This is a genomic window from Cupriavidus sp. 30B13 (genome assembly GCF_049059565.2).
Taxonomy (GTDB): domain Bacteria; phylum Pseudomonadota; class Gammaproteobacteria; order Burkholderiales; family Burkholderiaceae; genus Cupriavidus.
This window is the reverse complement of record NZ_CP188223.1, coordinates 843,075-861,570: the sequence shown is the minus strand read 5'-3', so window position 1 is coordinate 861,570 and position 18,496 is coordinate 843,075. Positions and strand designations below refer to the sequence as shown.

Genomic DNA, 18,496 nt, shown 5'->3' with positions numbered 1-18,496 from the left:
CGCGAGCATGAGGATATTCGCCAAACAATGAAGAAGCTGCGGATCGACCTGGTCTCGATACTCGTTCTTGCCCTGTTGATTGCCGGTGCCGTCTGGCTATGGGGTGAGTCCATAGGCATCAAGACGCCTGAAGCGCGAAGCTATTGGCTATCGGCGGTGGCTGTTGGCACGCTCGTGCTAGCCATTCTCGCATCGCTTGATCGCGTGAGCCGCTGGTGGGACGCACTGAATGGGCTGAGAAGGTGGCTGGGATCCCGAACGTCGGAGATGGTTGGTACAACGCAAGCGAGCATTGTTGCCGTCGATGGTCGAACGAATGTGACATTGGACCCTTTGGTGCGATTTCGTCAGACAGGGAGGCAGCAATATGGTCTTCGCTGGCACTATCGCCAACCTTGGCTACTTCTAACCGGCGATGACCATGCCATTGCCAAATTCCTTCCTGATCTTGCCGAGCCAGGCTGGCTGATCACCCCTGACGCGGTGCTGCTGTGGAGCAGGACGGATGAGAGCGGCCAGCCGGATGCCACCAGGCTCCGGCAACTCTACAAACTGCGCCGGCGCCGCCCGGTCGATGCCGTGGTCCTCGTGACCGACGGCGAGGCCCAATTGCCCAAGCCACGCGGGAGTACCCTGCCCTATGGTCTCCGCCTGGCTCGCATCGCCGAGGTATTGCACTGGTCTGCCCCGGTCTATCTGCTCGATGTCGCCCAGACGGATGTGATCACCAACCGCGATACACCGGTGATCGGATGCGAGTTGCCGCGCGGTGCGGACGCCACCGCCATCGGCAACGCGCTGCAGTCTCTGCGCGACCAACTCGTGGACCGCAGCGTGGAGCAACTGATCCAGAACGGCCACGACAGCTATATGGGGACGTTGTCCCAGCGGCTCGATACGCGAGGCCCCGCGCTGGCCGGCTGGGTCGCAGCAATGCATGGCAACCAGCGCCGACACCTCCCGCTCAGCGGCATCGTGTTCGCGCCGTATCCTGGCCCGGCTGTCGCCGAGGCGGACGACGAGGCCAGCGCCGGCCTGCCCCTCTGGCAGTATCTGGGCGAGGCCGCTCGCCGCCAGCGCGGCCGCCGAATCGGCTGGCACCCGGTCACGGTGTTCTCCACTCTGGCGTTGACGGCCATCGGCCTGTGGAGTGCCGGCATGCTGGTGTCTGGCGTACTGAATGGCCGCGACATGCATGTCGCCGGGCGGGCCGTGACCGGCATCCAATCGGCCCCCAATGCCGCCGAACGCCTGCGCGCACTGCTTGCCCTGCAGCAGCAGATCGAGCGTTACGAATACCGCACCCGGCATCACGCGCCGCTCGCGGCCCGCTTCGGGTTGAACCGCGACCGTGAGGTGCTGGCCGCGCTGTGGAAGCCCTACGCGCAGGCCAGCCGCCGCTTGCTGGCGACGCCGGTCCAGCAGGACCTCGAGGCGGCGCTGGTGGACCTCGCGCAGATGCGCACCGACGCGCTGGATGAGCAGACCAGCCGCTGGGCGCTGGGCGGCCACGAAGGACTCAAGACCTACCTGATGCTGGCCACCCCCGAGCGTGCCGAGCCGGCCTTCCTGGCTCCCCGACTGGTACGACACTGGTCCACCGATGCCCGCATCACGCCGGGCGAGCGGCAGGACCTCGCCGAACGCCTGCTCAGGTTCTATGCGCAGCACCTCAAGGCGAACCCGGACTGGCGCATCGAACCCCGCCCGGAGCTGGTGGCCGGCGCTCGCCAGACGCTGCTGGCGGTGATCGGGGAGCGCAACGCCGAGGACACCATCTACCAGGGCATCCTCAACGCCTTCGCGAACAACGGCGGCAACAAGTATCCGGACGCCACCCTGGTCTCGCTGACGGCCGGCGCCGATCCCCGCGGGCTGGTGCGCGCCACCGCGATCGTGCCCGGCATCTTCACGCGCCAGGCCTACGAGGGCTATGTCGCTCCCGCGATCGAGGCCGCCGCCAGGCGCAGCGAGGTCGCCAGCGACTGGGTGCTGACCGGCGGCAAGGCCCAGGCATCGTCGACGGAAGGCCGCTCCGCCGAGGTCCTGCAGGCTGCGCTGGGCGAGCGGTACTTTGCCGATTATGCAGACCGCTGGCAGGGCTTCATGAACAGCCTGCAATGGGAGCCCGCCCCCACGCTGCCGGCCGCCATCGATCAGCTCAAGCTGATGGCCGATGCGCGCCAGTCGCCGGTGATCGCGCTGATGAAGTCGCTCGAGTACCAGGGCGGCGCCGGCGCGCACAGGGATTCGCTGTCGGACACGCTGGTGGCCAAGGCCCAGGATTTGCTGGGCAAGAAGGCGGCGGGACCCGAGGCGATCAAGCCGGACGCGGCGGGGCCGCTGGGCGCCGCCTTCGGGCCGGTGCTGCGGCTGGTGGGACAAGGCCAGGCCGCCAATGCGGGCAGCAGCAGCGACCTGAGCCTGCAACGTTTTCTCGACCGCGCGACGGCGCTGCGCCTGCGCTTGCAGCAGGTCAGCAACAGCGCCGATGCCGACGCGCAGGCCCGGCAGATGGCGCAGGCGCTCTTTCAGGGCAAGGGTTCGGAGCTGGCCGACACCCAGGCCTATGCGCAACTGATCGCCGCGAGCCTGGGCAACCAGTGGGCGGGCATGGGCGAGACGTTGTTCGTGCGCCCGATCGCGCAGGCCACGCAAACCGTGCTGCAACCCGCGCAGGCGAGCCTGAACGACGCCTGGCGGCAGGGCATTGCCATGGCCTGGGGCAAATCGTTCGCCGGGCGCTATCCGTTCGCCGACAGCGCCAACGATGCCTCGTTGCCGGAACTGGCGCGCTTCCTGCGCCCGCAGACCGGCGTGATCGGGGCGTTTCTCGGCACGCAGTTGGCCGGCGTGCTGGAACTGCAGGGCGATCAATGGGTGCCAGCAGCTACCGGCGGCCAGGCGCTGGCCTTCGATCCGGCCTTCCTCAAGGCGGTCAATGCCCTGCAGCGCATCGCCACCCGCCTGCTGGCGCAAGGCGAGCCGCAGTACCGGTTCGAGTTCAAGCCAATCCCGACACCGGGCCTGACCGACACGCTGCTGACCGTCGATGGCCAGAAGCTGCACTACTACAACCAGCGCGAGACCTGGCAGGCGATGAACTGGCCGGCCAACAATCTGCAGGATCTGGGCACGCGGCTGCAATGGCAGACCGAGAAGGCTGGCACCAACAAGAGCTATGAGTTCGGCGGCCGCTTTGGCTTCGTGCGGATGCTGGAGCGCGCGCACGTCGAGCCGCTGGACAGCGCCGTCTATCAATTGACCTGGCGAGGCACGCCCGACACCAAGGGGCCGACAATCAGCGAGCTTGAGCCGACCGCTGCCGACGCTGACAGCCTGACGGAGCGTGCCGCGAGGCTGCCACCGCAAACAGAGATGGCCTATCCGATCCGCTATCAGATGCGTACCGAAGTCGGCCAGGGACCGCTGGAGATGCTGGCACTGCGGGGCTTTGTGCTGCCGTCGCGCATCTTCGTGGGCCGTGAACCGCAGGTGGTACCGCGTGCCGCCTCGGCCCCGCGCAGGTAGGGCGAACGGGGAAGACAACGAGGATCCACCAGAAATCACACCGTGTGATTCCTGGAAGCAAGAATGGGCAGCGCTCGAATTCCCCGGAAATTACTGGCTGGGGAGGACGGTAATAAAAATCTCTAGCGTGGTGCCCATGGGGTTTCGTTCTTTTGTACCCCCAGCAAACCCCCTCCCCCTAACCCGTTTAAAATACGCCCTCTCCCCCACCAACAAACCCCCAAAAATGCGTCTCCTCCACACCATGCTCCGCGTCGGCGACCTCCAGCGCTCGATCGACTTCTATACCCGCATCCTCGGCATGCAGCTGCTGCGCCAGAGCGACAACCCCGAATACAAGTACCGCCTGGCCTTCGTCGGCTACGGCCCCGAGTCCGAGACGGCCGTGCTGGAGCTGACCTATAACTACGGCGTCGACAAGTACGAGATGGGCACGGCCTACGGCCATGTCGCGCTGGAGACCGACGACGCGGCGGCTGCCTGCGAGCGCATCCGCGCGGCCGGCGGCAAGGTCACGCGCGAGGCTGGCCCGGTCAAGGGCGGCACCACGGTGATTGCCTTCGTGGAAGACCCGGACGGCTACAAGATCGAGCTGATCGAGCGCCACTCCACGCGCGACGCGGCCCGCCCCTGAGGTGAGCGCGCCGAGCCCGAGCCGCCGTCCGCTGGACGGCACCGCCGTCGGCCTGATGGTGCTGCTGTGCCTGGTCTGGGGACTGCAGCAGGTGGTGATCAAGGTGACCGCGCCGCTGATGGGCGCGGTGCTGCAGGCGGGCGTGCGTTCGGCGGTGGCGGCCTTGCTGGTGTTCGGCTTCGCCGCGTGGCGCCGGGTGCCGCTGTGGACGCGCGACGGCACGCTGGGGCCGGGGCTGGTCGCAGGCCTGCTGTTCGGCAGCGAGTTTTTCTGCATCTTCGTCGGGCTGGGCCACACCACGGCTTCGCGCATGGCGGTGTTCCTCTACACGGCGCCGATCTTCACGGCGCTCGGCCTGCATGTGGCGGTGCCCGGCGAGCGGCTGCGCCGCGGGCAATGGCTTGGCGTGGGACTGGCCTTCTGCGGCATGGCGCTGGCGTTCGCCGACGGCATCGCGGCGCCGGCCGCGCATGGCGGCAGCACCCTGGCCGGCGATGCGCTCGGCATCCTGGCGGGTTTCCTGTGGGCGGCCACCACGGTGGTGGTGCGCGCCAGCAGGCTGGCCGCGGCGGCGCCGAGCAAGACCCTGCTCTACCAGCTGGCGGTGTCGGCGGTGATGCTGCTGGCGATGGCGCTGGGCGCCGGCCAGCACCAGCAGGCCCGGGTGGACGGGCTGGTGCTGGCGAGCCTGTTCTATCAATCGGTGCTGATCGCCTTCGCCAGCTACCTGACGTGGTTCTGGCTGCTGCGCCAGTACCTGGCCTCGCGCCTGTCGGTGTTCTCGTTCCTGACGCCGCTGTTCGGCGTGGCGTTCGGCGTGGTGCTGATGCACGATGCGGTGGGCATCCGCTTCGCGGCGGCGGCGGTGCTGGTGCTGGCCGGTATCGTGCTGGTGAACCGGCGCGCCTGAGGCGGCGCGCCGGGCCCCGCTCAGAAGCGGAACGTCCCGAGCGCGTCGCGCACCTCGTCGAGCGTGCGCTGGGTGATGCCGCGCGCCTGCTCGGTGCCGTGGCGCAGGATGTCGAACACGTGCTGCGGGTCCCTGGCGAGCGCTTCGCGGCGCTCGCGGATCGGCGCCAGCAGCGCCTGCAGCACGCCCTCGAGCCGGCGCTTGAGCACCATGTCGCCGAGGCCGCCGCGGCGATAGTGTTCCTTCAGCTCCGCCACTTCGTCCACCGCCTCGTCGAAGGCGTCGAGGTAGGTGAACACGACGTTGCCTTCCACCTGGCCCGGATCGGACACCTTGAGGTGGTTCGGATCCGTGTACATGCGCATGACCGCTTCCTTGATCTGCTCGGGCGTGGCCGCGAGCGGGATCGCGTTGCCTTGCGACTTGCTCATCTTGGCCTTGCCGTCGACGCCGGGCAGGCGGCCGAAGCGCGGGATCAGCGCCGTGGCTTCGGGCAGCACGTCGCGGCCGACCTGGTGGTTGATGCGGCGCACGATCTCGTTGGTCTGCTCGATCAGCGGCGCCTGGTCCTCGCCCACCGGCACCACCTCGGCCTTGAAGCCGGTGATGTCGGCGGCCTGCGCGGCCGGGTAGCACAGGAAGCCGGCCGGAATGTCGCGCCCGAAGCCGCGCGCCTGGATCTCTTCCTTGATGGTCGGGTTGCGCTCGAGGCGGGCCACCGTGACGAAGTTCAGGTACATCAGCGTCAGTTCCGCCAGCGCCGGCAGGTGCGACTGCACCGTGATGGTGGTCTTGGCCGGATCGATGCCGACTGCCAGGTAGTCCAGCGCCACTTCCAGCACGTTGCGCCGCACCTTGTCGGGATCGTGCGCGTTGTCGGTCATGGCCTGGGTGTCGGCCAGCAGCAGGTATTGCTGGTGGGAATCCTGCAGCGCCACGCGGCTCTTGAGCGAGCCGACGTAGTGGCCGAGGTGGAGCTGGCCGGTGGGACGGTCGCCGGTGAGGATGACCTTGCGCGTGGGCGCCTGCGTTTCGCTAGTCATGGCATTTCCTTGGAAGTGGTGGCGCCGCGCAGCGGTCCGGCGGGAAGATGCGCCTGCCGGCGGCGCCGCGGCGGCCGAAGTCGGGATCGGTGGATGTATCGGTAGCTATGTCGGTCGCTAGATCGGTCGATTGTCGGTCGATGCCGCGGGCCTCACGCGGCAGGCAGCTCGAGCTGGCGCGCCAGCCCGACATAGTCGGCCACCGGCACTTCCTCGGCACGCCGGCTCAGGTCGAAGCCCAGCGCATCGAAATCGACCTGGTCGCGCAGCATCGACAGCGTGTTGCGCAGCACCTTGCGCCGTTGCGAGAACGCCGCGGCGACCACGTCGCCCAGCACGGTCAGGTCGCAGGCCGGGTACGGCGAGCGCAGCTGGCCGTCCGCCTGGCGCGGCCACGGGATCATGCGCACCACGGCGGAATCGACCTTGGGCGGCGGGTTGAACGAGGCCGGCGGCACGTCCAGCACATGCTCCATGTGGTAGCGCACCTGCAGCATGATCGACAGCCGCCCGAAGGCCTTGCTGCCGGGCTCGGCCACCATGCGCTCCACCACTTCCTTCTGCAGCATGAAATGCTGGTCGCGCACGAGGTCGGCGAAGGCGGCGAGGTGGAACAGCAGCGGGCTCGAGATGTTGTACGGCAGGTTGCCGACGATGCGCAGCGGCTTGCCGGCTTCGTGCAGCTTGCCGAAGTCGAAGGCCAGCGCGTCGCCGGCGTGGATGGCCAGGCGCTCGCCGTAGCGGCGGCGCAGGCGCTCGACCAGGTCGCGGTCCAGCTCGACCACCTGCATCTGCGGCAGGCGCTCGAGCAGCGGCTGGGTCAGCGCGCCGAGGCCCGGCCCGATCTCGACCAGGGTGTCGCCCGGCTGCGGGTCGATGGCACTGACGATGCCGTGGATGATGCCGTCATCGACCAGGAAGTTCTGCCCGAATCGTTTGCGGGCCACATGGCCCTGGTGTACGTTGGAACGCATAGCTCTCTCGTCGGCTCCGGTCGGGCCTCAGCGGGTTGCCGCCGGCACGGCGCGCGGGCGGCCGGCCGCGTGTCCGGCCATGACGATGGCATTGCGGATCGCCTCGATCATGCTGCCGTGCTCGGCGCGGCCGCTGGCGGCCAGGTCGAGCGCCGTGCCGTGGTCGACCGACGTGCGGATGAAGGGCAGGCCCAGCGTGATGTTGACGCCGTGCCCGAAGGTGCCGTACTTGAGGGGCGCCAGCCCCTGGTCGTGGTACATCGCCAGCACGCAGTCGGCGCCGTCGAGATGGCGCGGCTGGAACAGCGTGTCGGCCGGATAGGGCCCGCGCGCGTCGATGCCGGCATCGGTGGCCTCGGCCAGCGCGGGGATGATGACGTCGATCTCTTCGCGGCCCATGTGGCCGCTCTCGCCGGCGTGGGGATTGAGCCCGGTCACCAGGATGCGCGGGCGCTCGATGCCGAAGTGGCGGCGCAGGTCGGCGTCGACGATGGCCAGCGTCTGCACCAGCATGGGCACGTCTAGCGCATCGGGCACCGCGCGCAGCGGCAGGTGGGTGGTGGCCAGCGCCACGCGCAGCACGGCGTTGGCGTGCGCCGGCTGCGGTCCGGCCAGCATCATCACCACGCGCGGCACGCCGGCGCGTTCGGCGAGGTATTCGGTATGGCCGGTGAACGGCACCCCGGCATCGTTGATGGTGCTCTTCTGCACCGGCGCCGTGACCATGCCGGCATAGCGCGCGGCGCCGTCCGCGCCGGGCATGCAGCCGTCGATGGCATGGTCCAGCAGGGCCAGCACATAGTCGCCGTTGCGGGCGTCGAGCCGGCCGGCCTGGCATGGCACCGACAGGGCGATGTCTGCGCTCGCCACGCTGCCGTCCGCCAGCCGGCGGGCCCACGCCTGCGCCACGCCGAGCGCGGCGGCGCGCGCGGCCAGCAGGCGCGCGTCGCCGATCACGTGGAAGCGCACCTGCGGATACTCGCCGGCCATCTGCAGCAGGGCGCCCACGGTGATGTCGGGGCCGATGCCGGCAGGTTCCCCGGTGGTGATGGCTAGCGCGAGCGGCTCGGGCATGGGGTCGATGGGGGCGGCGATGCGCGCGGCGCTGCGGTCCGTCAATTCTCGGAGCGCTGGCGGTTGACGCGGTATTCCACGTAGGCCGCCTGGCGCAGCTGGCGCTGCCAATCTTCATAAGCCGCGCGGATCTTCTGCTCGCGCAGTTCGGCACGGGCGAAATCGCGCTGCTTTTCCGGGGTGATCTCGGTTTCGCGGCGGTTGAGAACCTGGATCAGGTGCACGCCGAACTGGCTGACCACCGGCTCGGAAATCTCGCCCGGGCGCAGCCGGCCCATGGCCTGCTCGAACTCGGGCACCAGTTCGCCCGGCGACACCCAGCCAAGGTCGCCGCCGTTGGAGGCGGAGCCGTCCTGGGAAAAGCGGCGCGCGGCGTCGGCGAAGTCGCCGCCGTGGGTGATGCGGTCGCGCAGGGTGGACAGCTGGCGGCGCGCCTCGGCCTCCGGCATGTTGGGGCCGGTACGGATGAGGATATGGCGCACCTGGGTCTGGGCGATGCGCTCGCTGGCCGCCGGGCTCGGCGCCGCGGCCGGCGCGGTGCGCTTGGCCACCAGCTTGAGCACGTGGAAGCCGTTGGCGCTCTCGATCACCTGCGGCGCCACCGCGCCCACCTGGAGGTCGAGCACCGCGTTGGCGAACAGCGCCGGCAGGCGGCCGATCTCGCGAAAGCCGAGCGAGCCGCTCTGGGCCGCTTCCGGGGCGTCGGAGGCTTTCGCCAGCTGGGCGAAGTCCGCGCCGCCCTGGACCTGCTTGAGCAGGTCCTCCGCCTTGGCGCGCAGCGCGGCCTTCTGGGCGTCCGAAGCGTCTTCCGGCACGCGCACCAGGATCTGGGCGACGTTGTATTCGGTGGGGCCGCTGGCGGCGGCGCCCTGGCCGCCGCGCGCGGCGAGGTAGTTGTCGATCTCGCCGTCGTAGACCTGGACCTTGGAATCCACTTCGCGCTCGCGCAGGCGGATCACCTGCACCTGCTTGCGCAGTTCGTCGCGGTACTTGGTCCAGGTCATGCCGCTGCGCTCGACCTGCGAGCGCAGGTCGGTCACGCTCATGCGGTTCTGCTGCGCCACCGACTCGACCGCGCGGTCGACTTCCTGGTCGGTCACCTTGATGCCCGCTTCCTGCGCGGCCTGCGTCTGCACGCGCTCCATGACCAGGCGCTCGAGCACCTCGCCCAGCAGGTCGGCGCGCGCCGGCACCGGCCGGTTGGCCGCGCGCAGCTGCCCTTCGATCTCGTCGGCGCGATCCAGCAGCTCGCGCCGGGTGATCACGCTGCTGTCGACGATCGCCACCACCTCGTCCACCAGTTGCGAACGCTGGGCGCTGGCGCCGGGCTGCGTCACGCCCAGGGCCGGCTGGCTCGGCGAAGGGGCGCTGCCGGCGCCCGCCTGGGGCATGAAGATGCCGGTGGCGCGCTGCGCGCCGGGTGCCTTGAGCTGCGCCGCGGCGGGCAGCGCGAAAGCGGCCAGCAGCACGCTCAGCAGCAGGCTATGCCAGCCGGTCAGGCCGGACGGCAGGTTGGAGAACGCGTTGCTTTCTTGACGTTTCATCATGGTCCGTCATTCGTAATGGTCGAGCTGGGATGGAATCACCGGGCTGGCGGTGACGGGCTCATAACCCGGCACGTTCAGCCGCAGTATATCCAGCGGGTTGGAGCCGATCTTGGACAGCCCGCGGAACTCCACCTGGAGGAAGATCCGTCCGGTGTAGCCGTTCGTGGTGTTGCGGAAACGCTGGTAGACCACACGTCCGACCCAGCAGTCCGCCGCATATTCGACGCCGGCCAGCGCATCGACGAGCTGGCTCGCGCTCATGTCGAACGCCACCCGGCCGATGCCGTAGGTGCGCTGGGTGAGCGGCCACTGGCTCGACAGTTCGAGCTGGTCGATGGCGGTATCGTCGGTCACCGAGGTCGGCCGGCGGTAGCGGTAGCCGATGTTGAAGGTCTTGCGTGCCTCGGGGCGCCACGAGAAGGCGATATTCGAATAAATCACACGGTTGCTGTCCGGGTTGTACTGCACCCCGGTATCGAGATAATAGCCCCGGAACAGCTGGACCGTGGCCGCCGCCAGCAGGTCGGAATAGCCGGCCTTGCCGACCGGGTCCGTGCCGCTGATCTGCACGCGCTGGCCGGTCAGGTCGAAACGCTGCGCGATGGTACCGCGGAAACGCTCGATCCCGGTGCCCGCTTCGATCAGGCGCGTGGTCACGCCGGCGGTGATCTTGTTGTTGTCGGCGATGCGGTCATAGCCGGTAAACGGGTTCTCGCTGAAGATCTGGCCGTAGCCGAAGTCCGACTGCACCGTATCGAACAGCGGGAACAGGCTCTGGTCGCGGAACGGCGTGTAGACGTAGAACAGGCGCGGCTCCAGCGTCTGCACGTAGTTGACGCCGAACAGCCGGCTCACGGTCGGCGCGTCGCGCTCGAAGGTCATGCCGGAGTCCACGCTGAAGGTCGGCACGGTCCGGTTCAGCGTGTTGGGCGTGCCCGGCGCGGTCGTGCCGGGCTCCATCTGGTACTGGGTGGCGTTGAACGACACCTTGGGCGTGACGAACCAGCCGGGCCGCACGATCGGGTAGCTGATCGACGGCTGGATGAAGAGGCGGTCGCCTTCGGGCTGCTGCGCGCTGCCGGCCGACACCGGGATGCGGAAGCGGCTGAAGTCGGTCTCCACCTGGATGTCGAAGCCGCCCAGGTCATAGCGCGTGTACCTGCCGTTCAACTGCGGCACGCGCTCGTAGGAAGCCCCGCTCGGCGGCAGCGTCTGGAACTTCTGCACGCGCGCCAGCAGCGAGAAATCCTGCCAGTTGTAGGTAATGCCCCCTTCCTGGACATACTGCAGCTGCGTGGCCTGCACCACCGAGCGGCTCAGGTCGTTCGGATACTGCGCGTCCGAAACCTTGTTGACGTTCACATACGCGGCCAGGCCGGTGGCGATCGTCTGCGAATGCTGGATCGAGTACGACCACCGGTTGGTCTTGGTCTTCTGGTCGTCCGGCAGGAATTCGCCGCGGATGCGCCCGCTGTAGCCGTTGCCGACATAGCGGTAGTCCTCGCCCAGCTGGAAGCCGCGCGAGCTCACCACGCGCGGAAAGACCGTGAGGTCGCGGTTGGGCGCGATATTGAAATAGTACGGCGCCGTCAGGTCCAGGCCGGACGTCGAGCTGTAGCCGAACAGCGGCGGCAGGAAACCGCTGTGGCGGTCGCTGTTGAGCGGGAAGCTGAGCACCGGCGCGGCCAGGATCGGCACGTCGAAGAAGCGCAGCACGCCGCCGTAGGCGGTGCCGACCTCGCGGTCGTTGTCGATGTCGAGCTGGCGCGCGCTGAAATACCAGTCCGCGTTGTCCGGCGAACAGGTGGTGTAGGTGGCGTGCTGGATCGTGCTGAGGTTCTTGTCGAGGAAATCGATGCGCTCGGCCTTGCCGGAGCCGCCGGTCTGCCGGAAGTAATAGTCCGGCGACAGCATGTAGCCTTCGTTGGCCTCGACCTTGAGCCGGGCTTCCGGGCCCACCGCGAGCGAGCCGCTGCGCGCCACGCGCGCATTGCCGTGCACGAAGGCCTCGTCGCTGTCCTGGTCGTAGGTGAGCTTGTCGCCCTTGACCACGCCGCCCCCGCGGCGCAGCTCGGCATTGCCCTCGAGCTCCACGCCGCGCTGGTTATAGCCGTTCATGCGGTCGCCCGAGACGAACGTGGGCGGGTTCTCGTCGGGGGCCGCCGGCTGGGCCTTGGTGCCGCCCGGCTCGGCCAGGCGCGGCACCAGTTCGCCGGAGACCGGCGGCACCTCCGGCACCTGCTCGGCGGCGGGCTCGGCGACCGGCAGGTCCGGGATGGCCGACCCCACCGTCTGCGCCTGCGCGCAAACCGACCAGCCGGCCATGGCCAACACGAGCGGGCGCAGAGCGCTGCCGGGCAGTCGCGCCGATGTCTTGCTTGCCTTCTGGTTCGGTGATCGTCGTTGTTCGGTCATGCGAGCGGGTCGTGGGTCAGAGCGGCGACGGCGGTCCAGTGGCCGCCAACCGCCGCCGGAGCAGGCTTTCAGGGCAAGGGAAGCCCGCCTGGGGCCGCCCCGGGGCCCGGTGCTGGTCGGGTATTATACGGGGCATCGTATTCTCCCTTTCCGGCATGGCAGCGCATCTTCTCGACCCACGTCTCGACCAGCTCAAACTCTGGGTGTCCGGCCTCGGCCCGGCCTGGTCCATCGACCCCGCCTCGTGCGTGCCGGCATCGGCCGACGCCAGCTTCCGCCGCTACTTCCGCGCCCGCACCGGCAACCCGGCCCATCCGAGCGTGATCGTGATGGATGCGCCGCCCGCGCAGGAAGACTGCCGTCCGTTCATCCATGTGGCGGCCCTGTTCGGCGCCGCCGGCGTGACCGTGCCCAAGGTGCTGGCGCAGGACCTGGAGCAAGGCTTCCTGCTGCTGAGCGACCTGGGCAACACCACCTACCTGTCCCGGCTCGACGCCGCCAGCGCGCGGCAGCTCTACGGCGACGCCGCCGCGGCGCTGGTGCGCATCCAGGCGGCCACCCGCCCCGGCACGCTGCCCGCCTACGACCAGGCGCTGCTGCAGCGCGAACTCGACCTGTTCCCCGCGTGGTACGTGGCCAGGCATCTCGGCGCCACGCTCACCGCGGCACAGCAGGAAGGGCTGGCCGAGGTGATGCAGGCGCTGCTGGCCAACAACCTCGCGCAGGCGCAGGTCTACGTGCACCGCGACTACCACTCGCGCAACCTGATGGTCCTCGACGGCGAAGGCAATCCCGGCATCCTGGACTTCCAGGACGCGGTGATCGGCCCCATCACCTACGATGCGGTCTCGCTGTGGCGCGATGCCTATATCGAGTGGGAAGAAGAAGAGCAGCTCGACTGGCTGATCCGCTACTGGGAGCGCGCCCGCAAGGCCGGCCTGCCGGTGGCCGCCGATTTCGGCGACTTCTACCGCGACTTCGAATGGATGGGCCTGCAGCGCCACCTCAAGGTGCTCGGCATCTTCGCCCGCCTGTACCATCGCGACGGCAAGGACGGCTACCTGGCCAACCTGCCGCTGGTGCTGAAGTACGCGCGCCAGGTGGCCGGCCGCTACAACGAGCTGCGCAAGCTGGTACGCCTGTTCGACGCCCTCGACGGCGTCGAGCGCCCGGTCGGCTACACCTTCTGATGGCCGCCGCGCAAGGCGCGCCCGCCGCCGTGCCCGTCATCACCCGCGGCGGCGAATGGTGGGCCGGCGTGCGGGCGCTGGCGCCCATGCTGCTCGGCGTGGTGCCGTTCGGCCTGATCTACGGCGTGCTGGCGGTGAACGCCGGCATGCCGGCATGGCTGGCCTGCGCCATGAGCGCGATCGTGTTCGGGGGCGCCTCGCAGATGATCCTCACGCAGCTGTGGGCGGCCGGCACGCCCGCCATGCTGATCGCCGTCACGGTGGCCATGGTCAACCTGCGCCATGCGCTCTACTCGGCCACCGTCGCCCCGGCGCTGGCCCACCTGCCGCGCCGCTGGAAGGCGCTGGTGGCCTACCTGCTGACCGACGAGGCGTTCGCCGCCATGACGCGCCGCCTGGCCGACGACGGCGCGCACCGGCGCTACCGCCACTGGTTCTTCTTCGGCGCGGGCTTCTCGCTGTGGGCAAGCTGGCAGGTCTCGACGCTGGCCGGCGTGCTGGTCGGCACGCAGGTGCCGCGCGACTGGCCGCTCGATTTCTTCCTGCCGCTGACCTTCATCGCCATCATCGTGCCCGGCATCAGGCACCGCTCGCACGCCGCCGCGGCGCTGGTGGCCAGCGCGCTGGCGGTGGCCTGCTTCGGCATGCCGCACAAGCTGGGCCTGATGGTGGCGGCGCTGGGCGGCATCGCCGCCGGCATGCTGCTGCGCGGCGGCAATGGCCGCAATGGCCGCAATCACCGCGGCGAGCCCGGGCGCGGCGCCACGGAGCCGGCCGCATGAGGGGTGTCCCATGAACCAGATGACCTTGCTGCTGGTGTTCCTTGGCGCCGGCCTCGCCACTTTTCTGATCCGCCTGTCCTTCATCGCCGTGGAGGGCCGGGTGCGGCTGCCGTCGTGGTTCCGCACCGCGCTGCAATTCGTGCCGGCGGCCATGCTGTCGGCGCTGATCGCGCCCGACCTGCTGATGCGCGACGGGCAGCTCGCGCTGGCCCTGGACAATGCGCGGCTGCTGGCCGGCCTGGTGGCCATCGTGGTTGCCGCGCGCACGCGCAGTGTCGGCTGGACCATCGCCGGCGGCATGGCCACGCTGATCGGGCTGACCTGGTGGCTGCACCGGCTCCCGCAATGAATGCCAGCGTAGCCGTGAATGCCCCCGTGAATGCCCCCGCGAACCCATCCGCGCGCACATCCGTGACAGCACCGGAGCCTGCCTTGAAAGCCATGATCTTCGCCGCCGGGCGCGGCGACCGCATGCGCCCGCTGACCGACGCCTGCCCCAAGCCGCTGCTGCCGGCCGGCGGCAAGCCGCTGATCGTCTGGCAGATCGAGGCGCTGGCGCGCGCCGGCTTCACCGACATCGTCATCAACCACGCCTGGCTGGGACAGCAGATCGAGGACGCGCTCGGCGACGGCAGCCGCTTCGGCGCGCGCCTGGCCTACTCGGCCGAGGCCAGCGCGCTGGAAACCGCCGGCGGCATCGCCCGGGCCTTGCCGCTGCTGAGCGCGGCGCCGGCGCGCGGCGACATCTTCCTGGCGGTGTCGGGCGACATCTTCACCGACTTCGACTATCGCGCCCTGCTGCCGCGCGCGCGCGCCATGGCCGGCGCGCCCGAGCCCCGCATGCACCTGGTGATGGTGCCCAACCCGCCGTTCCATCCCGGCGGCGACTTCGCGCTCGGCGCCGATGGCGTGCTGCATCCCGCCGGCGCGCCCGGCGCGCCCAGCCTGACCTTCGGCAATATCGGCCTGTACGACACACGCCTGTTTACCGCCATCGAGCCCGGCCGGAAGGTCGCCATGACGCCGTACTACCGCGCCGCCGTGGCCGCCGGCCTGGCCAGCGGCGAGCGCTTCGACGGCGCCTGGGAAAACGTCGGCACCCCGGCCCAGCTCGCCAGCCTGGACGCCGCCCTGCGCGCCGCGACCGGCGCGGCGCCGGTGCCGCCGCGCTGACCCGCCGATAGCGGCGGCGTAGAATCGAGCCTGTTTCCCCCAAACATCCACGTGGCCACACACATGACCGCTCCCGACCCCGCCCTTCTTTCCGCCTGTCATGACCGCCGCGCCCGCGTGCTGCAGCAGCTGCGCGCCGCCGGCGGCGGCGTGGCGATCCTGCCCACCGCCCCGGAAGCCATCCGCAACCGCGACAGCGACTATCCCTATCGCCACGACAGCTACTTCTATTACCTGACCGGCTTCACCGAGCCGGAAGCGGTGCTGGTGCTGGTGGCGCCGGCCTCCGGGCCGCAGCGCAGCATCCTGTTCTGCCGCCCCAAGCACGAAGAGCGCGAGATCTGGGACGGGTTCCGCTACGGCCCGCAGGGCGCGCAGGCCGCCTTCGGCTTCGACGAGGCGCACTCGGTCGAGGAGATCGACGCGCTGCTGCCGCCGCTGCTGGCCAACCACGCCGTGGTGGCCTACCCGCTGGCCGCCGCCGCCCGCACCGACATGCAGGTGCGCCGCTGGCTCGACGCCGTGCGCATGCAGGGCCGCGCCGGCGTGACCGCGCCGGCGACGGCGCTCGACATCCGCACCATCCTCGACGAGATGCGCCTGTTCAAGGATGCCAGCGAGCTCGCGGTGATGCGCCGCGCCGGCGAGATCTCGGCGCAGGCGCACGTGCGCGCCATGCGCGCCTCGCGCCAGGGCTTGCGCGAATACCACCTCGAAGCCGAGCTGCTCTACGAATTCCGCCGCCAGGGCGCGCAAGGCGTGGCCTACAACTCGATCGTCGCCACCGGCGCCAATGCGTGCGTGCTGCATTACCGCGCCGGCCCTGCCGAGCTGCGCGACGGCGACCTGTGCCTGATCGACGCCGGCTGCGAGCTCGACGGCTATGCCTCGGACATCACCCGCACCTTCCCGGTCTCGGGCCGCTTCTCGCCGGCCCAGCGCGAGCTCTACGACCTGGTGCTGGCCGCGCAGGAAGCCGCCATCGCCGAGACCCGCCCCGGCGTGCCCTACAACGTCCCGCATGATGCCGCCACGCGCGTGCTGGCGCAGGGCATGCTCGACACCGGCCTGCTCGACGCCGGCCGCTGCGGCAGCGTCGACGACGTGCTGGCCAGCGGCGCCTACCGTCAGTTCTACATGCACCGCACCGGCCACTGGATGGGCATGGACGTGCACGACGTCGGCGAATACCGCGTGCCGGGCGCCGCGCCGGCCGAAGGCGAGCGCCCGTGGCGCCCGCTCGAGCCCGGCATGGTGCTGACCGTGGAGCCCGGCATCTACGTGCGCCCGGCGCCGGACGTGCCCGAGCGCTTCTGGCACATCGGCATCCGCATCGAGGACGACGCGGTGGTCACCGCCGGCGGCTGCGAGCTGATCACGCGCGGCGTGCCGGTCAAGGCCGACGAAATCGAAGCGCTCATGAGCGAGGCGGGAGGTGCGCGATGATCGGCTGGCTGCGCAAGGTCCTGCCCGGCGGCAGCCGCGCCCACGCCCCGCGCGCGCGCAGCTACGATCCGTCGCAACCGTTCGTGATCAATCTCTACGATGACCGCGTGGTGGTGCACCGTCCCGACGGCCAGCGCGAGGAAGTCGAGTGGGACGCGCTGGAGCGCGTGGTGGTGCGGGTCTCCGACCGCGAACCGTGGGCCGGCAATGCCTGGCTGATCCTGGTCGGCGACGCCGCCGAGGGCGCGCCGCAAGGCTGCGTGGTGCCGATGAACGCGGTCAACCACGCCGCGCTGGTGGAGCGCCTGCAGGCGCTGCCCGGCTTCAGCCAGCCCAAGCTCGACAACGCGCTGCGCGACGCCGCGGCCGGCAAGCACCGCACCGACGCCAACCTGTGGAAGCGCGGCGCCCAGGCCGGGCCGGCCGCGGACGATGCCGGCGAGGCAGGCGGCACGCATGAACCCGGCCAGCACTGACGGCGCCATGGACGCGGATATCGCCATCGTCGGCGCCGGCCCGGTCGGCCTGGCGCTGGCCTGCCTGCTGCTGCGCACCAGCCCCTGGCGGGTGGCGCTGATCGATGCCGCCACGCCGGCGCGCGCGGCGCGCGACCCGCGCGCCATCGCGCTCTCGCACGGCAGCCGCCAGTTGCTCGAGCAGATCGGCGCCTGGCCGCGCGCGGTGACGCCGATCGAACACATCCACGTGTCGCAGCGCGGCCGCTTCGGCCATGTGCGCCTGCATCGCGACGACTACGCCGTGCCGGCGCTCGGCTACGTGGTGCGCTACGGCGAATTGTGCGGCGCGCTCGAGCGCGCGCTGGCCGCGGCCGCGCAGTCCGTCCCCGGCGGCGCGGCGCGCCTCGTGCGCGCCTACGACACCCGCATCGACCACATCGGGCAGCATGGCGATCCCGCCGGGCTGGTCCGCCTGAGCGGCCACGCGCACGAGCAGCAGCCAGCCGCCTTCGCCGCGCGCCTGGCGGTGCAGGCCGAGGGCGGCCTGTTCCACCAGCAGGCCGACAAGGCCGTGCAGGGCGCGCGGGGAACCCCGGTGTTCCGGCGCGACTACGGCCAGACCGCCATCATCGCCCACGTGATCTGCTCGCGCCCGCAGCCGGGCTGGGCCTGGGAGCGCTTTACCGAAGAAGGCCCGCTGGCGCTGCTGCCCTACGAAGAGCAGCACGGCGAGCCGGGCTACGCGCTGGTGTGGTGCTGCCCGCCGGAACAGGCGGCGCGCCGCCTCGCCCTGCCCGACGCCGAATTCCTCGCCGAGCTGGAACAGGCGTTCGGCACGCGCATGGGCCGCTTCACCGCGCTCGGCAAGCGCCATGCCTTCCCGCTCGGGCTCCATGCCGCGCAGGTGACGGTGGACGGCCGCGTGGTGGCGGTCGGCAATGCGGCGCAGACGCTGCATCCGGTGGCCGGCCAGGGCCTGAACCTGGGGCTGCGCGATGCGTTCGCGCTGGGCGCCGCGCTGCGCGCGGACTGCAGCCCGCAGGCCTTGCAGGCATTCGCCCGGCAGCAGCGGCTGGACCGCGCCGTGACCATCGGCGTGACCGACCTGCTGCCGCGGCTGTTCAGCGTGTCCTACCCGCTGGCCGCGCATGCGCGCGGCGCCTCGCTGGCGGCGCTGGCCTGCATCGGGCCGCTCAAGGACGCGCTGGCGCGGCAGATGATGTACGGGATGCGGCGGTAGCGCCGCCCGGGGCCATGCCGGGCGCGCCCCGCCCTTGCGATTATTTGCTCAAAACTTAAGCAACCCGCCCGGTTTGGCG

Annotated in this window: 15 protein-coding genes; 10 read left to right on the top strand and 5 right to left on the bottom strand. The window is 70.2% G+C overall.

From position 1 onward, the window contains the following. Positions 1-27: 27 nt before the first annotated feature. The 3 genes from ACKI2N_RS04060 (at position 28) to ACKI2N_RS04050 (ending at position 5,075) form a co-directional block, all read left to right on the top strand. Positions 28-3,531 carry an ImcF-related family protein gene (locus tag ACKI2N_RS04060; protein ID WP_420995981.1) on the top strand — a complete coding sequence of 1,168 codons (3,504 nt, stop codon included), beginning with the start codon at positions 28-30 and terminating at the stop codon, positions 3,529-3,531. A 226-nt stretch (positions 3,532-3,757) separates the two neighbouring features. Next, the gene (gene gloA, locus ACKI2N_RS04055) at positions 3,758-4,165 is read left to right on the top strand and encodes a lactoylglutathione lyase (RefSeq protein WP_029044337.1); all 408 of its coding nucleotides are present in this window, start codon (positions 3,758-3,760) and stop codon (positions 4,163-4,165) included. Positions 4,166-4,220: 55 nt separating this feature from the next. Then, on the top strand, positions 4,221-5,075 hold the full coding sequence (locus ACKI2N_RS04050) for a DMT family transporter (RefSeq protein ID WP_420996015.1): 855 nt from the start codon (positions 4,221-4,223) through the stop codon (positions 5,073-5,075). A gap of 20 nt (positions 5,076-5,095) precedes the next feature. Here the strand turns inward: ACKI2N_RS04050 and trpS are convergent, their stop codons facing one another. The 5 genes from trpS to ACKI2N_RS04025 all read right to left on the bottom strand — a co-directional run bounded on the left by trpS (position 5,096) and on the right by ACKI2N_RS04025 (position 12,128). Beyond that, positions 5,096-6,118 carry a tryptophan--tRNA ligase gene (gene trpS / locus ACKI2N_RS04045; RefSeq protein ID WP_420995980.1) on the bottom strand — a complete coding sequence of 341 codons (1,023 nt, stop codon included), beginning with the start codon at positions 6,116-6,118 and terminating at the stop codon, positions 5,096-5,098. 152 nt (positions 6,119-6,270) lie between these two features. Then, a complete protein-coding gene (gene rsmA / locus ACKI2N_RS04040) occupies positions 6,271-7,092 on the bottom strand; it encodes a 16S rRNA (adenine(1518)-N(6)/adenine(1519)-N(6))-dimethyltransferase RsmA (protein ID WP_420995979.1) in 822 nt (273 codons plus the stop codon). Positions 7,093-7,119: 27 nt separating this feature from the next. Further along, complete coding sequence (gene pdxA, locus ACKI2N_RS04035; protein WP_420996014.1) at positions 7,120-8,166, bottom strand: 4-hydroxythreonine-4-phosphate dehydrogenase PdxA; 1,047 nt, start codon at positions 8,164-8,166, stop codon at positions 7,120-7,122. 41 nt (positions 8,167-8,207) lie between these two features. After that, positions 8,208-9,710 carry a peptidylprolyl isomerase gene (locus ACKI2N_RS04030; protein WP_420996013.1) on the bottom strand — a complete coding sequence of 501 codons (1,503 nt, stop codon included), beginning with the start codon at positions 9,708-9,710 and terminating at the stop codon, positions 8,208-8,210. Positions 9,711-9,719: 9 nt separating this feature from the next. After that, positions 9,720-12,128: an LPS-assembly protein LptD gene (locus ACKI2N_RS04025; RefSeq protein ID WP_420995978.1), complete on the bottom strand. Its 2,409-nt coding sequence runs from the start codon at positions 12,126-12,128 to the stop codon at positions 9,720-9,722. A gap of 155 nt (positions 12,129-12,283) precedes the next feature. Between ACKI2N_RS04025 and ACKI2N_RS04020 the strand changes: the two genes are divergently transcribed. The 7 genes from ACKI2N_RS04020 to ACKI2N_RS03990 all read left to right on the top strand — a co-directional run bounded on the left by ACKI2N_RS04020 (position 12,284) and on the right by ACKI2N_RS03990 (position 18,417). After that, positions 12,284-13,318: an aminoglycoside phosphotransferase family protein gene (locus ACKI2N_RS04020; RefSeq protein WP_420995977.1), complete on the top strand. Its 1,035-nt coding sequence runs from the start codon at positions 12,284-12,286 to the stop codon at positions 13,316-13,318. Continuing rightward, the gene (locus tag ACKI2N_RS04015; RefSeq protein WP_420995976.1) at positions 13,318-14,100 is read left to right on the top strand and encodes an AzlC family ABC transporter permease; all 783 of its coding nucleotides are present in this window, start codon (positions 13,318-13,320) and stop codon (positions 14,098-14,100) included. The genes ACKI2N_RS04020 and ACKI2N_RS04015 overlap by 1 nt, the downstream gene beginning before the upstream one ends. A 10-nt stretch (positions 14,101-14,110) precedes the next feature. Continuing rightward, on the top strand, positions 14,111-14,449 hold the full coding sequence (locus tag ACKI2N_RS04010; RefSeq protein ID WP_420995975.1) for an AzlD domain-containing protein: 339 nt from the start codon (positions 14,111-14,113) through the stop codon (positions 14,447-14,449). An 83-nt stretch (positions 14,450-14,532) separates the two neighbouring features. Then, on the top strand, positions 14,533-15,273 hold the full coding sequence (murU, locus tag ACKI2N_RS04005) for an N-acetylmuramate alpha-1-phosphate uridylyltransferase MurU (RefSeq protein ID WP_420995974.1): 741 nt from the start codon (positions 14,533-14,535) through the stop codon (positions 15,271-15,273). A gap of 63 nt (positions 15,274-15,336) precedes the next feature. Continuing rightward, the gene (locus tag ACKI2N_RS04000) at positions 15,337-16,719 is read left to right on the top strand and encodes an aminopeptidase P N-terminal domain-containing protein (protein WP_420995973.1); all 1,383 of its coding nucleotides are present in this window, start codon (positions 15,337-15,339) and stop codon (positions 16,717-16,719) included. Further along, positions 16,716-17,195: a hypothetical protein gene (locus ACKI2N_RS03995; protein WP_420995972.1), complete on the top strand. Its 480-nt coding sequence runs from the start codon at positions 16,716-16,718 to the stop codon at positions 17,193-17,195. The genes ACKI2N_RS04000 and ACKI2N_RS03995 overlap by 4 nt, the downstream gene beginning before the upstream one ends. After that, positions 17,176-18,417, top strand: a complete 1,242-nt coding sequence (locus tag ACKI2N_RS03990; RefSeq protein WP_420995971.1) for a UbiH/UbiF/VisC/COQ6 family ubiquinone biosynthesis hydroxylase — start codon at positions 17,176-17,178, stop codon at positions 18,415-18,417. Before ACKI2N_RS03995 ends, ACKI2N_RS03990 begins: the two co-directional genes overlap by 20 nt. The last annotated feature ends 79 nt before the right edge of the window (positions 18,418-18,496 follow it).

Coding starts and splice junctions, on each gene's coding strand:
- ACKI2N_RS03995 (WP_420995972.1), top strand. CDS start 16,716: ATGATCGGCTGGCTGCGCAAGGTCCTGCCCGGCGGCAGCCGCGCCCAC.
- ACKI2N_RS04020 (WP_420995977.1), top strand. CDS start 12,284: ATGGCAGCGCATCTTCTCGACCCACGTCTCGACCAGCTCAAACTCTGG.
- ACKI2N_RS04010 (WP_420995975.1), top strand. CDS start 14,111: ATGAACCAGATGACCTTGCTGCTGGTGTTCCTTGGCGCCGGCCTCGCC.
- ACKI2N_RS03990 (WP_420995971.1), top strand. CDS start 17,176: ATGAACCCGGCCAGCACTGACGGCGCCATGGACGCGGATATCGCCATC.
- trpS (WP_420995980.1), bottom strand. CDS start 6,118: ATGACTAGCGAAACGCAGGCGCCCACGCGCAAGGTCATCCTCACCGGC.
- ACKI2N_RS04060 (WP_420995981.1), top strand. CDS start 28: ATGAAGAAGCTGCGGATCGACCTGGTCTCGATACTCGTTCTTGCCCTG.
- ACKI2N_RS04030 (WP_420996013.1), bottom strand. CDS start 9,710: ATGAAACGTCAAGAAAGCAACGCGTTCTCCAACCTGCCGTCCGGCCTG.
- ACKI2N_RS04000 (WP_420995973.1), top strand. CDS start 15,337: ATGACCGCTCCCGACCCCGCCCTTCTTTCCGCCTGTCATGACCGCCGC.
- gloA (WP_029044337.1), top strand. CDS start 3,758: ATGCGTCTCCTCCACACCATGCTCCGCGTCGGCGACCTCCAGCGCTCG.
- ACKI2N_RS04015 (WP_420995976.1), top strand. CDS start 13,318: ATGGCCGCCGCGCAAGGCGCGCCCGCCGCCGTGCCCGTCATCACCCGC.
- rsmA (WP_420995979.1), bottom strand. CDS start 7,092: ATGCGTTCCAACGTACACCAGGGCCATGTGGCCCGCAAACGATTCGGG.
- ACKI2N_RS04025 (WP_420995978.1), bottom strand. CDS start 12,128: ATGACCGAACAACGACGATCACCGAACCAGAAGGCAAGCAAGACATCG.
- ACKI2N_RS04050 (WP_420996015.1), top strand. CDS start 4,221: ATGGTGCTGCTGTGCCTGGTCTGGGGACTGCAGCAGGTGGTGATCAAG.
- pdxA (WP_420996014.1), bottom strand. CDS start 8,166: ATGCCCGAGCCGCTCGCGCTAGCCATCACCACCGGGGAACCTGCCGGC.